The 15265-nt window shown below is 42.7% G+C and carries 12 protein-coding genes; 4 read left to right on the plus strand and 8 right to left on the minus strand.

Translation table 11 applies throughout. The features are described from left to right. Positions 1-14 precede the first annotated feature (14 nt). Positions 15-920, plus strand: a complete 906-nt coding sequence (locus H8744_RS03765) for a DMT family transporter (RefSeq protein WP_262433568.1) — start codon at positions 15-17, stop codon at positions 918-920. Positions 921-1022: 102 nt separating this feature from the next. On the opposite strand, the gene H8744_RS03770 is transcribed toward H8744_RS03765, so the two are convergent. The 8 genes from H8744_RS03770 to H8744_RS03805 all read right to left on the minus strand — a co-directional run bounded on the left by H8744_RS03770 (position 1023) and on the right by H8744_RS03805 (position 11075). Next, positions 1023-2045 carry an alpha/beta hydrolase gene (locus tag H8744_RS03770; protein ID WP_439649369.1) on the minus strand — a complete coding sequence of 341 codons (1023 nt, stop codon included), beginning with the start codon at positions 2043-2045 and terminating at the stop codon, positions 1023-1025. Between the two features lie 220 nt (positions 2046-2265). Next, entirely contained in the window at positions 2266-3609 is a 1344-nt protein-coding gene (locus H8744_RS03775) for a threonine/serine exporter family protein (RefSeq protein ID WP_305067435.1), read from the minus strand. Between the two features lie 676 nt (positions 3610-4285). After that, positions 4286-6502 (minus strand): S8 family peptidase, encoded by a 2217-nt coding sequence (locus tag H8744_RS03780; RefSeq protein ID WP_262433570.1) that lies wholly within the window; start codon positions 6500-6502, stop codon positions 4286-4288. Positions 6503-6507: 5 nt separating this feature from the next. Continuing rightward, on the minus strand, positions 6508-7602 hold the full coding sequence (meaB, locus tag H8744_RS03785; RefSeq protein ID WP_262433571.1) for a methylmalonyl Co-A mutase-associated GTPase MeaB: 1095 nt from the start codon (positions 7600-7602) through the stop codon (positions 6508-6510). A gap of 17 nt (positions 7603-7619) precedes the next feature. After that, entirely contained in the window at positions 7620-8687 is a 1068-nt protein-coding gene (locus tag H8744_RS03790; protein ID WP_262433572.1) for a DUF1573 domain-containing protein, read from the minus strand. Between the two features lie 139 nt (positions 8688-8826). Then, entirely contained in the window at positions 8827-9228 is a 402-nt protein-coding gene (locus tag H8744_RS03795) for an HIT family protein (protein WP_262433573.1), read from the minus strand. Between the two features lie 52 nt (positions 9229-9280). Further along, a complete protein-coding gene (gene greA, locus H8744_RS03800; RefSeq protein ID WP_305067436.1) occupies positions 9281-9745 on the minus strand; it encodes a transcription elongation factor GreA in 465 nt (154 codons plus the stop codon). A gap of 178 nt (positions 9746-9923) precedes the next feature. Further along, positions 9924-11075 (minus strand): thioredoxin-like domain-containing protein, encoded by a 1152-nt coding sequence (locus tag H8744_RS03805; RefSeq protein ID WP_262433575.1) that lies wholly within the window; start codon positions 11073-11075, stop codon positions 9924-9926. 196 nt (positions 11076-11271) lie between these two features. Between H8744_RS03805 and pnp the strand changes: the two genes are divergently transcribed. The 3 genes from pnp to H8744_RS03820 all read left to right on the plus strand — a co-directional run bounded on the left by pnp (position 11272) and on the right by H8744_RS03820 (position 15151). After that, complete coding sequence (gene pnp / locus H8744_RS03810; RefSeq protein ID WP_262433576.1) at positions 11272-13398, plus strand: polyribonucleotide nucleotidyltransferase; 2127 nt, start codon at positions 11272-11274, stop codon at positions 13396-13398. A gap of 162 nt (positions 13399-13560) precedes the next feature. Continuing rightward, positions 13561-14094 (plus strand): RNA polymerase sigma-70 factor, encoded by a 534-nt coding sequence (locus H8744_RS03815; RefSeq protein WP_439649370.1) that lies wholly within the window; start codon positions 13561-13563, stop codon positions 14092-14094. A gap of 106 nt (positions 14095-14200) precedes the next feature. Then, positions 14201-15151: a FecR family protein gene (locus tag H8744_RS03820; RefSeq protein ID WP_262433578.1), complete on the plus strand. Its 951-nt coding sequence runs from the start codon at positions 14201-14203 to the stop codon at positions 15149-15151. The last annotated feature ends 114 nt before the right edge of the window (positions 15152-15265 follow it).

Below are 15265 nucleotides of genomic sequence, written 5' to 3' on the forward strand. Positions count from 1 at the left end.
AGGTAACAAAAAAGATGAATATCAGCAAGAATACGCAAGGGCATCTGTTTGCCCTGACTGCCAACATCATGTGGGGATTGATGTCCCCGATCGGCAAATCCGCATTGCAGGAATTTTCCGCACTTTCGGTCACGACATTCCGTATGGTAGGGGCAGCGGCAGCGTTCTGGATTCTTTCCGTGTTTTGCCGACAAGAACACGTACCCCCTAAAGACATGTTGAAGATCTTCTTCGCTTCACTATTCGCATTAGTATTCAATCAGGGCGTGTTCATTTTCGGATTGTCACTCACATCGCCTATCGATGCGTCCATCGTGACTACCACTTTGCCGATTATCACTATGATTGTGGCTGCCATCTACCTGAAAGAGCCTATAACAAACAAGAAAGTACTGGGTATCTTTGTCGGGGCAATGGGGGCATTGATATTAATACTGAGCAGTCAGACTTCTGCAAATGGGGGGAGCAGTATTTGGGGAGATCTGCTATGCTTGCTGGCACAGCTCAGTTTCTCCATCTATCTGACCGTATTCAAGGGATTGACACAACAATATTCTGCCGTGACAATCAACAAATGGATGTTCATATACGCCTCGATGTGTTATATTCCATTTTCCTATAATGACATAGCAATCATCCAATGGGAAACCATATCTGCCACGGCTATCTTCCAAGTGTCGTATGTAGTGTTAGGGGGAAGCTTCATCGCCTATATCTGCGTGATGACGGCACAGAAACTATTACGCCCAACCGTAGTGAGCATGTATAATTACGTCCAACCGATTGTAGCTTCCATCGCAGCGGTCATCATGGGAGTAGGCACTTTCGGATGGGCAAAAGGCTTAGCCATCGGACTTGTATTCCTAGGGGTCTACATCGTGACACAAAGCAAATCGAGAGCGGATCTTATCAGCCGTTGATCCAACTCGCCTATAAAAACGACGGATATCGGAAGGAACGATTCACACGTCTTGACCTATTCCAAAAATCCGTCGATTGCGATGTCTTTTGCTTTTGTATAATCACTTCAGATAATTGTTGAAGAATCTTTCCAACTTGTCGAAAGGTATTACATCCATCCGATCGTATAAATCCACATGGTTTGCTCCGGGAATAATCACCAATTCCTTGTTGTTGCCTTGCAACTTCTTGAAAGCATCCTCGCTGAAATAACGAGAGTGAGCTTTTTCACCATGAATCATAAGTACAGCACTACGGATTTCATCACTATATGTGAGTAAAGGCATATTGATGAATGACAAAGCCGAAGTCTTGTTCCAGCCATTGTTCGAATTTAGCGAACGGGAGTGGTAGCCGCGTCCGGTCTTATAGTAATCGTAGTAATCTTTTACGAACTGCGGAGCATCTGCAGGAAGAGGATCGACCACACCTCCGGCAAGAGCATACGTACCTTTTTTCGCATCCTCAGTCCGCTGGGTGTTAAGCTGCCTACGAAGCTCGTAACGGGCATCGGCATCCATCGAGTCGAAATAGCCGTTGGCATTGACGCGACTCATGTCGTACATGGTCGAAGTTACGGTTGCCTTAATGCGGGTGTCGATAGCCGCTGCATTGAGAGCCAAGCCACCCCAGCCGCAAATGCCGAGGATACCGATTCGTTCGGGATCGACATCATTGCGCGTTGAAAGGTAATCGACCGCAGCACTGAAATCCTCCGTATTGATGTCGGGAGAAGCCACATAACGGGGCTCGCCACCACTTTCGCCTGTGTACGATGGATCGAAAGCAATAGTCAGAAACCCACGCTCGGCAAGCGTCTGGGCGTAAAGTCCCGACGACTGTTCCTTTACGGCTCCAAATGGACCTGAAACGGCAATGGCGGGTAGTTTGCCTGTCGCATTTTTCGGTATGTACATATCGGCAGCGAGTGTGATCCCGTAGCGGTTACGGAAAGTCACTTTGCTGTGATTCACTTTATTGCTTTGTGGGAACACCTTATCCCACTCCTCCACTAAATTCAGATTTCCGTTCATCGTTATATCAGTATTAAATTTATCATCTGCCATTTGGGCGGGATTCTTCATTGCAACAATCTCTCCGGTAGAGTTTGCAGCAGACAAGTTTCCCATGATGCAAAAGCATGCTAACATTACGACACACAGCTTTCGTTTTGTCAAATTGATATCTTTCATGCCACCTGTAATTTTATTGATTTCACTTTGCAAAGTTAAAGGATTGCAACAAGTGGCCACCTACCCCAATTACGGATATAACTACCTGATTTACGGATTTCTTTCCTTATTCCTACCATTCCAGGAATTTGCCACGTGCTTTACGCTTTTGCAGTTCTTCTTGAAGAAATTTCTGACGGTCTTTAGCGATATACCGACGGGCAAAGATATTCGGAACGGCTACGCCCAGTGCAATGCAAAGAATGATCAAGGCTGAATTGATGCCATTGAAGAAAGCAAAGGTCACTTCCCCCACTACACCATGCATGCCGATAAAACCGAGCAGCGAACGGAACATCAGTACACCGGGAATCATCGGTATAACCGAAGGAATGGACAATACATGGTTGGGGACATGAAACCAATGAACGGCTTTGACACCAATCAGACTAACAACAAAACTTCCCATGAACGAGCCGATGACGGGACCAAACCCCAACTCGAAATTAACAAAATTACGGGTACATACCGCTATAATACCTCCTAAGGCAACAACCCAAAGCAAACGACGCTGGATATTAAATATCATCGAGAAACCCATCGCAGAAATGGCAGCGGCAATGGCATAGACATAATAAGGATCGTGCGGGATCATACTTAGCTCGCTGAACTTCTTATCGATACTGACATCCTCCATCACACACAGGCGAATAGCCAACACAATACCGAAAGCCATCGCTCCAACCATCATCACCGTATTGGCGGCACGGGTGATACCGACCAACAAGTAGTTATCAATCATATCATCCACAAAATTAATCAAAGGAACTCCGGGGACAATAAACAGGGCACATGCCAGCAAAGGAAGATAAGGAGTGGACGACCAACCTGTAAATGATGAAAGATAAGCCAGACAAGTAGAGACAAAAGCTGCCACACCGATACTCATATATACATTAAGCCCCGCCTCAAGAAGACGCGCACGTACACGGAAACCAGCGAAAGCGCAAATGGAAGCTAATAAAAAGGCCATCCAGTCGCTACCGAACAATTTGCAAAATCCACCACAGGCGAAACCAGCCCCAATAGCAACTACGTAAGGAGTATAATTGCGTGGTTGCTTACGGATTTTTTCCAACTCTTCTTCATACTGGTCGAGAGAATAATCCTTCTCTATGGCACGCCAGGAAAGTTTGCTGATAGCGGAAATGGCCGTCATATTAATGCCATGTGATTCGCATTTCTGGAACTTGGAAAAAGAATGCGCCTCATCACTCAGGTTAACAATCAACATCGTATACCTTACATCGATATGCAATTTATCTTCCGGCAGACCGAGGTAAGCTGCAACACGGTTCATATTCCGCACAATTCGATTGGTGTCTGCCGCGCTTTCCATTAGCAATTTACCGGTACGAAGCAATAAGTCTAGTTTACGGCGTAGAAGCAAAAGTTGTTCTTCTTGCTCAGTCATCATCTTATTTGTAGTCATCTCTATAATATTTATTTTCCTGTTTTGCTTTTGGGGGTGCAAAGTTACAACTTTCTTTTTATAGTAAATCAGAATTGGTTTGCAAAAAAGCAAACTCACACCTGCATTGATTTACTACCATTGGAAGCCTCAATTTCCGCGAACCAATTCCGTTTGAGTATAAAGCACTATCTACTATAGCCATGAAAGATAGCACGAAAAGACAAAATACGGCAATACTTCTTCCAGTGGAATGGGGAAAACAGCTTGTCACAGTCATCTTTTAATCATGGAAGCGAGTGAAATCTTATTACATAAGCAAAGCCCCCAACTGAGGGCATCGTTGCTCGGTGATGAGGAGCCTCTTCCTCACCGAGGAAGAAGGTCTTCATCACCGAGGAAGAGGTCGTTCATCGGTGAGGAAAAAACGGTCATCAATCAGCATTGACTATCAGCCACATAAGTTTGTAAGTTTGATCTTAAAGCACAAGTATCAAAAGCTGAAATTTATTGACATTCCCCTTTTAAGGATTCAGTAGACGATATGCCAAGCATTTGGTGCTTTCACCCACCCGCCTCTGGTGCCTATCCAATAAAAAAAGGCAGAAAAGGCGAATGCGGGAGAGAAAAAGACAGAAAAGACGGATAGACAAGATTTCAACCTATTAGTGACAGCTGCATCTTATTCCAAATATATTTTAGTCCGGTAGTTCGTTTTCTCCCCGGTTACTTGCAGAATGTTTATTCCTGTTCCCCGGAGTTTTCCGGCATCGACTTGTACAGTTCCTCCGTCAGACTGGGTGGTGGTATATAACAATACACCGCCCGGACTGTACAGATTCACAGACACCTTGCCGGTTTCACCGGGTGCAAAAACTTGAAAACTGCCGTCTACAGGATTCGAAACAAGCACTTTATTAATGTTCCTTTCCGCTTCCAGCCCGGTAATGCCTTTCAGTATCTCGAGCAGTCCGGCATAGGCATCAATCTTGCCGAATCCCCAAAGTTCCGCATTTTCGAAAGTGGTATATTCATCTCTGATAGCAGTCTTCTTCAGGACATCTTTGACACGTGCCGGTGTCAGATTCGGGTCAGCCTCGAGCCATTGCGCAATGATGCCGGTAACGGCAGGTGCCGCCATAGACGTGCCCCACATATTTCCCCAGTGGTACTTTCTGCCGTTAGCTTCTGTTTCTGCCGCTAACATTCCGTGATTCAGTTCCACATTGTTCTTGTCATATCCGTTGACCGCTGAAGTTACAAAAGTTCCCGGAGCAATCACATCCGGTCTGCGAACGCCTCGCATATCAGGACCATAGCTCGAATAATAGGATATTTCGCCCAATGGCATGGATTCACCGTAATTAATCTCTTGCCCACCAATCGATTTATAAAAATTCTTAGAGTTATACGCACCTACCGTTATGGTACTATCCCCTGTCGCCAAGTCGCTGATAGAGTAATCATAGTCTCCTCCAAGGCCAAAGCCTTGGCTGAAAAACTCATAACGATCGCCCACCCAGGCATCCACCTGCTCACCGGCATCACCGACGAACGCGAAACCCAACACATTATAAGCCGCTTCGGAAGATTCCACTTTAGACAGTTCTGATTCAATCAGGACGTGGAATTTACCATTATACGGATTGATCTCCGAAGCAAACGCAATCGTTCCTTGATAGTATCGAGCCAATTCCGGCATCTTAGAAGAATCATAAACGACTTCTCCTTCTCCTCCAGGAAAGAATAGTGGAGTCTCATAGACGATTTTTTCCGGGTAATACGATCTATACGCAAACATTTTCACTCCTATAGGGCTACTCGTTTTACTCCAAGCATCTACGTATCCATTGAAATCGCCTGGGCATACACATGTCTTCAATTCATTATCCTTTTCGGTGAATTGCCCGGTTAAATGTACCCGAGTACCCCCATTATTACCTGCCGAAACAGAAATAAGCTTGCCCTTCCCGCATATACCATCAAACATCCGAGGCAAAAAAGACGTACCGTCATGCGCCCCTTCATGCCCGCCAAGGCTGACATTTATGACGGCCGGCTTGCCGACACTTTCGGCATATCTGAATATATATGCTATGGAATTAGCAATATTTACATCCGTCAATGCCTCTTCCGGCATACCGCAACATACAATATCGGCTTCGGTTGCATAACCATAAAAATTGTTTCCCAAGTAAGCCCCTGCTGCCGTACCTAAGGTATGGCTACCGTGGGACTGGTTAGGATTATCAGTAGTAAGCTGGCTTATCTCCTCCGGGGCAGTGTACTCCGAACCGGGCAAAATGAACGTCTCACCCTCCAATTCAAAAGAAGGAGAAGTACCTGTGTTATCTTCAGGCATATAAACCTGTTTTATGCGTAACCGCCCGTCAGTATCCATAAATGAAATATGATTGAAATCGAAGCCCGTATCACAAATACCGACGATCACTCCCGATCCGGTATAGGGTTGTTTCAAGCCGGTGGCATCCTGCACGAACTCCCCCTTTGTTAAATGCCGGCTTGCATCATTATGCGGTTTTACAGGCTTCTCCACATCAAGCTGCTTGATAGCGTCCGATTCGGCAAGTGCCGTAATCTTATCCACCGGAATCTCTACAGTCAATACGTTTCCAACTCTGCAACACACTTTAGCACCTAAGCTGATTGCTTCTTCAACATTCGCACCCTCTTTCAATTCAATAAAAGCGCCTATGGTCGGTATGCCATTTCGCAGAGACGGCTTGGGGAATGACGAATGGCTATGATAAACAGTATCCGTTGTTTGGGAATATTTTTTCAGAAATAAGCGGGTATAGGGAGTAATTTTGGTTTGTGCATCTACCAAAAGAGCGATACATGCACAAACCAAGAAAAGAAAGACTTTCTTCGTCTTCATATTTACTATTTTCGTAAATCCTCAAAATAAGTATCCAGCAATGCTTTTGCAGCAATAAATGAGGTTAGATTGCCACTCAACACTTGGCGTTCTTTCTCCGCCAGCATCGATTCAATCTTTGCATTATGATAAAAACTATCACGCAACTGTTCGTTGATGCTCTCATACATCCAATATTTGCTTTGCTCATTACGGCGAAATTCGAAATAGCCATTTCCCTTCACAAAGTCGATATATTCATACACCATGTCCCAGATTTCTTTCACTCCGATATTATAGAAACCGGAGTAAGTCAATACTTGCGGAGTCCATCCCGAATCAGGAGCAGGGAAAAGATGCAATGCATTGCGGAACTGGGATGCGGCAAGTTTAGCTTTATCAATATTATTTCCATCGGCTTTATTAATGACAATACCGTCAGCCATCTCCATGATTCCTCGCTTTATGCCTTGAAGCTCGTCTCCCGTACCTGCAAGCTGAATCAACAGGAAAAAATCCACCATTGAATGTACGGCAGTCTCGCTCTGCCCCACTCCAACAGTTTCAACAAAAATCTTATCAAATCCTGCTGCCTCACAAAGAATAATCGTTTCACGGGTCTTGCGCGCAACGCCTCCCAATGAACCGGCCGATGGACTGGGACGAATGAATGAATCGGGATGAACGGAAAGCTGCTCCATACGGGTTTTATCCCCTAAGATACTGCCTTTACTACGCTCACTGCTCGGATCGATGGCAAGGACTGCCAACTTCCCTCCTTTTTCAAGCACATGCAATCCGAAAACATCGATCGAAGTACTTTTACCGGCACCGGGAACACCGCTGATTCCGATGCGAATCGAATTGCCTGAATACGGCAAACACTTCTCTATTACTTCCTGAGCAATAGCCTGATGTTCAGGTCTTACACTTTCCACAAGTGTCACGGCACGGCTAAGAATCGTTATATTGCCCTTTACGATCCCTTCCACAAATTCAGCTACGGAAAGCTCACGTTTCCGAGGTTTACGTTTCAGATAAGGATTCACTGATGCGGGCTGTTCGATACCTTTGTTAACAACCAGCCCTTTATATTCTTCACTGTTTTCAGGATGTTCCATGGTAATGGTATTTAGATTTATCGTTTTACATTAATTTCGACTTTCGGTTGAACGGGATCGTTCGTGATCATCAGAATACGCAGGTGATGTTTCTTCTTACCAACGTTTTTCCGATGGATAGTCACACGCAGTTTCGTACTTTCACCCGGTTGCAGAAGTGCTTTCTTCAAACTTACGCCAACAGAAGAATTGAATACTTGCAATTTATTAATCTGCAAAGGCGATTTCCCCGTGTTGGTTATAACAATATCGTGCGAAGCTTTGTTTTTCTTTGCCAGACGGGCACTAAGATCGATATTGGTTTCAGACAGGCTAATAGATGGAGCATTCAGGCGGTCTTGCTCGGACATACCGGTAAAATCGGGAAGAAGAATAGCCGATACGGGAATCTCATTTTCCTCACCAACTTTATCGCCTGAGAAACGGGCCAGGTAGACAGATGTTTGGGTGAGTCCCAAATCGGTAAGTTGTTCCGTATCGAGCGTTAATTTGATTGTACCTTTCTTGCCTTTAAGAAGTACTTCAGGGCTCTTCTCCATCTTCAAATAAGGGGGAAGGTGCATCAGTACAGGTTCATAGGGACTCCCTGAAAGATTAACAACACTAAAAGTTATTGTCGGCTTCTCCCCACGATGTGCATCAGGAAAATCGAATTCGTTACGATCCAAACGAATTGAACCAATCGTATAAGGGTGCGTCTTTGTGTAATCGGTCACTTCACGAACCACCTCACCTGTAAATTTGAGATAAACCAGACTGGGCTGAGCGTTGCTGTAGATACCGACCGTCTTTTCAAAATGTCCCAAAGCTTCGGCATCGAAAGTAGCGGTGACAAATCCTTTATCACCAGGAGCAATAGGTGTTTTAGTCCAATCCGCAACCGAACAGGCACAGGATGTGGTGACATTGGTCAAGACTAAGGGTTTATCGCCTGTATTGGTGATGATATATTCCACACTCACAGGATGCTTCCACTCTATCTGCCCGAAGTTATGCGTCTCTTTATTAGACGAGATTCGTGGTTGGGCAGCAACAAACAAAGTGATGAAAAAGAGAGTAATTATTGAGAATAAACTACGTTTCATGCTTTACATTATTATATTATAGCACAAATGTAGGAGTTTTAAATGAGAAACAAAACGGATTGAAAGAAAAAGAGACGTACTATCCTTCTATCGGACAATACGCCTCTGCTTATCATATCATTCTAAAAGGGAAGAAAAATCATTTATTCATCCATGCTTGCTGGATATCAGTGGCAATTGCCTTGAACTCTTCATCGGATAATTTCTGTTTCGGGTTGGAAATAATCATATCCGACTCTTTATTAATAGGAATCAGATGGATATGAGCATGAGGAACCTCCAGCCCCATAACAGCCACACCTACACGTTTACAAGGAACAGCTTTTTCAATGGCACGGGCTACCGACTTTGCAAAAACGTGCATAGCTGCCAAGTCATCGTCGTTTAAATCAAAAATATAATCAATCTCCTGTTTAGGAACAACCAAGGTATGTCCCTGTACTAACGGATTAATATCAAGGAAAGCAAAGAAACGATCGTCTTCCGCCACCTTATAGCAGGGTATTTCACCTGCGATAATTCTACTGAATATTGTTGCCATAACCTTACTATATAAAATAAGGCAAGCTCCTTTAAGGAGACCTGCCTTTGTGTTAAATCGAAATGTTCACTACTTCAAGATTGATTTTACCCTGCGGAACCTGAATTTCAGCGATATCACCCACTTTCTTTCCTAGCAAGCCTTGTGCTATAGGGGTATTTACGGATATCTTCCCCTCTTTCAGATTTGCTTCGCTTTCAGAAACGATCGTGTAAACCATCTTCATGCCGTTCTTCATATTCTTCAGTTCCACTTTACATAAAATCTGCACAGAATCAGTTTTGAGTTTGGATTCATCGATGATTTTAGCATCAGCAATCACTGCTTTCAACTTATTGATTCTCATTTCAAGCATCCCCTGAGCTTCTTTGGCAGCATCATATTCTGCATTTTCCGATAAATCTCCTTTATCGCGCGCTTCAGCTATTGCGGCAGAAATCTTGGGGCGCTCCACTGTTTCCAATTCTTTCAGTTCTGCCATTAATTTCTTGTAACCTTCTTCTGACATATAAGCCATGATTTTTCCTCCTTTTTTATTTTCGGTCATATAAAACAAAAAAGAATTCCAACATGAGCCATGTTGGAACCCTCTTCCTATAATTATTTCTGCAAAGATAGGCTTTTAAACGATACGTGTCAAGTAAAAACCAATGCTATGTAACATATTTAAACGAAAACTTCTATATAATAACACCCTAGAGCAATTCCTTGATCGCACTATCCAGATCTTTTATGTCTTCTCCACGACCGCTTAACTCATTCTTCCGATTGATCAGGAAATAAGCCGGCAACTGGCGAACATTATACACGGCCGCATTTGTTGAATATACTCCATTACCGTCACGCACGCATATCCAAGGCAGGTTATCTGCTGATGTTTTCCAAAAATGCTCATCCGCATCCAAAGATACCTGATAAATTTCAAATCCCTGACTTGCATATTTATTGTAAAGGTCACGCAACATCAGATTATGAGGCGCACCGGTCTGGGTCTGATAAACCGAAAAATCCAGCAATACGACTTTACCTTTCAGGTCGGTCAATTTACGGATATTGCCTTTCAAATCGCGCAAACTGATATCAATAAGCCCGGTCTCTACTATTTTTTCCTTAGGTATTTCAATGGTCTTTTTTACCGGAGTACGGGTATTCTTCATTCCTTTTATCACAATATTATATAAGTTTTTGGAACGAACCGCATGAGGATACGTATTATTAAGGCTCGTAGCCACCGCTGCAAAACATTTGATATCATCTTTATTGTTTAACGGATCAAAAATCAAATAATCATTCAATTTCTGGAACAGAGCAAAATACGCAGCAGCCGTATTGGGTTCGGCAAAAATATAATTGATCTTTACGTCATTCTTATAATCGTTGACCAATGCAGACAAGCTATCCTCAAAAACATCATTCCTTATTTTATTGGCCCGAGCCGCATTCAACAACTCATTGACATCTTGCTGCAATCTCGCCTGCTTCAAGCTTAATTCTTTTATTTTCCGACTATTCTCGGACCCTTCCACTATATAAGCCGTGGCAAATTCCGTATATGGCGCATTAATAGCAATTGTCTCAGTAGAATCCACTGAAAAATTGATGACTTTGTCTTCTATACGTAAACGATAAAATTCAGGTGATTCAGGACGGGCTTGTTTAAAGCCGAAAGAGCCTTTACCACTTAACTTCACCGAATCCAAAGGGATAATCCCTTCCAATCCTGAAGCCTCCAAATAAAGCATTTTTCCATCAGCATCGGCCACTTCTCCATTTACATTAAACTGAGGACCATTATTACAAGAACCCAAAGCCAAAGCAGCAAGTGCCACTAAAGTTATCTTTTTCATAAACTGTGCGTGTTATTTTCAAACTGCAAATATACTTCTTTTCAAGATTAGTCAAAGCATTTTGCCCTGTTCTTCACCCCTTTTATGAAAAAAAACCAAATAAGCAGTAACTTTTTATCTCATTTTCACGATATTAGAAGGATAAATGTGTATCTTTGCGGGAATTTTGAAAGAAAATATAGATAAAACAATTTTTATGATCAACCCAATTGTTAAGACGATCGAGCTGGGAGATGGCAGAACCATCACGCTCGAAACGGGAAAGTTGGCAAAACAGGCAGACGGTTCTGTAATGCTTCGCATGGGAAACACCATGTTACTTGCTACTGTTTGTGCCGCTAAAGATGCAGTTCCCGGAACAGATTTTATGCCACTTCAGGTAGAGTACAAAGAGAAATTTTCAGCATTCGGCCGTTTTCCCGGAGGTTTCACCAAAAGAGAAGGCAGAGCTTCTGACTATGAAATTCTTACTTGCCGTTTAGTCGACCGCGCGCTCCGCCCTTTATTCCCCGATAATTACCACGCAGAAGTATATGTAAACATCATCCTGTTTTCAGCCGATGGCGTTGATATGCCTGATGCTTTGGCAGGACTTGCCGCTTCAGCAGCACTTGCCGTTTCAGATATCCCTTTCAACGGACCGATCTCTGAAGTGCGTGTAGCACGTATTGATGGCCAGTTCGTCATCAACCCGACTTTCGATCAGCTTGAGAAGGCGGATATGGATCTCATGGTAGCCGCTACTTATGAAAACATCATGATGGTAGAGGGCGAAATGCACGAAGTATCCGAAGCCGAGTTGTTGGAAGCAATGAAAGTCGCCCACGAAGCCATCAAAGTTCATTGCAAGGCACAGATGGAGCTGACAGAAGAAGTCGGCAAAACCATAAAACGTGAATACTGTCATGAAGTAAATGACGAAGAGTTACGCAAAGCTGTTCGTGAAGCTTGCTATGATAAAGCATATGCTGTAGCTCAATCTGGAAACAAAAACAAACACGAACGTCAGGATGCTTTTGATGCCATACGCGAAGAATTCAAAGCTCAATTCAGCGAAGAAGAATTGGAAGAAAAGGCTTCATTGATCGATCGTTATTACCATGATGTGGAAAAAGAAGCAATGCGCCGTTGCATCCTTGATGAAGGTAAACGTCTCGACGGACGCAAGACCAATGAAATTCGTCCGATCTGGAGTGAAGTCGGTTATCTGCCAGGACCTCACGGTTCAGCTATCTTCACACGTGGTGAAACTCAGTCATTGAGTTCTGTTACGCTGGGAACCAAACTGGATGAAAAAATTATCGATGACGTTCTGACTCATGGAAAAGAACGCTTCTTATTGCACTATAACTTCCCTCCTTTCTCTACAGGTGAAGCTAAAGCACAACGTGGTGTTGGCCGTCGCGAGGTAGGTCACGGCCACTTGGCATGGCGTGCTTTGAAAGGAATGATACCTGCTGATTATCCGTACGTAGTACGCGTTGTATCAGATATCCTGGAGTCAAACGGCTCGTCTTCCATGGCTACTGTATGCGCTGGTACACTGGCACTGATGGATGCCGGAGTTAAAATTAAGAAACCGGTATCAGGTATCGCCATGGGGTTAATCAAAAATGCAGGTGAAGAAAAATATGCCGTGCTTTCTGATATTCTTGGCGATGAAGACCATTTGGGAGATATGGACTTTAAGGTAACAGGAACCAAAGACGGAATAACCGCCACACAGATGGACATCAAGGTAGACGGTCTGTCATACGAAATTCTGGAACGTGCATTGAACCAAGCGAAAGAAGGTCGTATGCACATTCTTGGTAAGATAACTGAAACCATTCAGGAACCACGTGCCGACTTGAAAGACCACGCTCCGCGCATTGAGACAATGGCTATACCGAAAGAATTTATCGGAGCAGTGATTGGCCCGGGTGGAAAAATCATTCAAGGAATGCAGGAAGAAACAGGCGCCACCATTACCATCGAAGAAATTGACAATATTGGCCGTATCGAAATATCCGGTACCAATAAAAAGAGTATCGAAGATGCCATGCGCTTAATTAAAGGAATCGTTGCTGTCCCGGAAATTGGCGAAGTATATAAAGGCAAAGTACGCTCTATTATGCCTTATGGGGCATTTGTTGAATTCCTGCCAGGTAAGGACGGATTACTTCACATCTCTGAAATTGACTGGAAACGATTGGAAACAGTTGAAGAGGCCGGTATCAAAGAGGGAGACGAAATTGAGGTAAAACTGTTGGATATCGATCCGAAGACAGGTAAATTCAAACTTTCAAGAAAAGTTTTATTACCCAAACCGGAAAAGAAATAAGAAACTACCATATTATTCATAAAAACAGCCGGATCATTTCATGTGATCCGGCTGTTTTTTTGCAATAAACTTGTTTATTTGAAAAAGAATGCGTTGCTTTGTTCAAAGAAAAGAAAAAGACCTTTAAAATCGATAATGATTCAAACGGACAAACTCAATACTATGGACACTTTCACCCGGTTCTTTCAAGAAAATCGGGATAAATTTCTGTCATTTACCAACTCATATGTTCGAAACAAAGCTGAGGCTGAAGACATATTGATGGAATCCATGATCACTCTATGGGAGAATCGAGAAAAATGGGAAGAAAATTCCAACATGCATGCATTACTGCTTACCATTATAAAAAACAGAGCGCTCAATCATCTCGCACATGAACAGGTACGTTTGCGTGCTGAAGATGAAATCAATACACATAAACAGCGAGAACTTGATCTTCGTATATCTACTTTGGAGGCTTGTGAACCGGATTCGATTTTTAACACAGAGATTCAGCATATTGTCCGCAAAGCACTTGGGAAAATGCCGGAACAAAGCAGACACATATTTATACTTAGCCGCTATCAGAATGCCCCCAACAAAATGATAGCCGAACAATTGGGAGTCTCTATAAAAAGCGTAGAATTTCATATCACAAAAGCACTGAAGATACTGCGTCTTGAACTAAAAGATTATCTAATTTCACTTTTCCTCTGAAAAAGTTTCATTTTTCGTTAGGGATGTTCTAAGGTATCCTGTTATATATATAGAAAGGGTTCAAAAGAATTCTTGCTAAAGAACGATAACAGATAAAATAAAACCTATGAACCAGGATCTATTATATAAATATTTTAAAGGAAATACCACAACCGAAGAGGAGAAACAGATTCTTGACTGGATAGATGCCGACAAAGAAAACAAAGAAACCTTCAGGAAAGAACGTATGCTTTATGATATCACTCTCTTCTCTGATGAGAAACAAACTGCTCCTAAAAATAAAAAAGCAAAAATCATATCCGTATTAAGGTGGAGTACTCAAATAGCTGCTATTATTATAATTGTGTTTAGCATTGGGATTCTCTTCAAAGATTACCAATATAATAAAACGGCTCAATTACAAACCATCGCAGTACCAGCCGGACAACGTGCCCAAATCACCTTAGCAGATGGAACAAAAGTCTGGCTGAACTCACAATCAACATTGATTTATACAAGTAATTTCGGCCGAAAAGAAAGAAATGTGAAATTGAATGGGGAAGCTTATTTTGAAGTGGCTAAAAACAAAGACATACCGTTTTTGGTAAATACAGAAACAAACCAAGTTCGAGTAGTCGGCACTCATTTCAATGTGTGTGCATACGATGGAAGTAATGAATTTGAAACGACTCTCGTAGAGGGTATTGTTGATATTTATGCCAAAGGAAATAAAAAGCCGCTCACCCGCTTGACTAAAAATGAATTCTTTGCCTCACACAATGGAAAATATCAAAAAAGCACGCTCACATCATTAGACTATCTACGATGGACCGAAGGATTGTACTGCTTCGATGACGCTCCTTTCAGCATAATCCTTTCCAAACTTGAAAAATATTACAATGTGAAAATTGCTGTTAATGATCCTGATATACTGAACTACCGTTGTACCGGAAAGTTTAAAGAACAGGATGGCATTGAACACATTTTACGTGTCATTCAGAAAGATCTTAGATTCACTTATTCCATCAATAGTGACAAAGACAGCATTACTATTAGAACAGGAAAAAGAGCTCAATAAAACCTTTAATTTAGTACGAACCTTTTAAAACCCAGATAGCACATGAAATAAAGAATAAGAAAACATTACTCCCTAAAAAAGAATCGGAAAGTACCCCCATACTTTCCGATTCGA

The sequence above is a fragment of the Jilunia laotingensis genome (assembly GCF_014385165.1).
Lineage (GTDB): Bacteria > Bacteroidota > Bacteroidia > Bacteroidales > Bacteroidaceae > Bacteroides > Bacteroides laotingensis.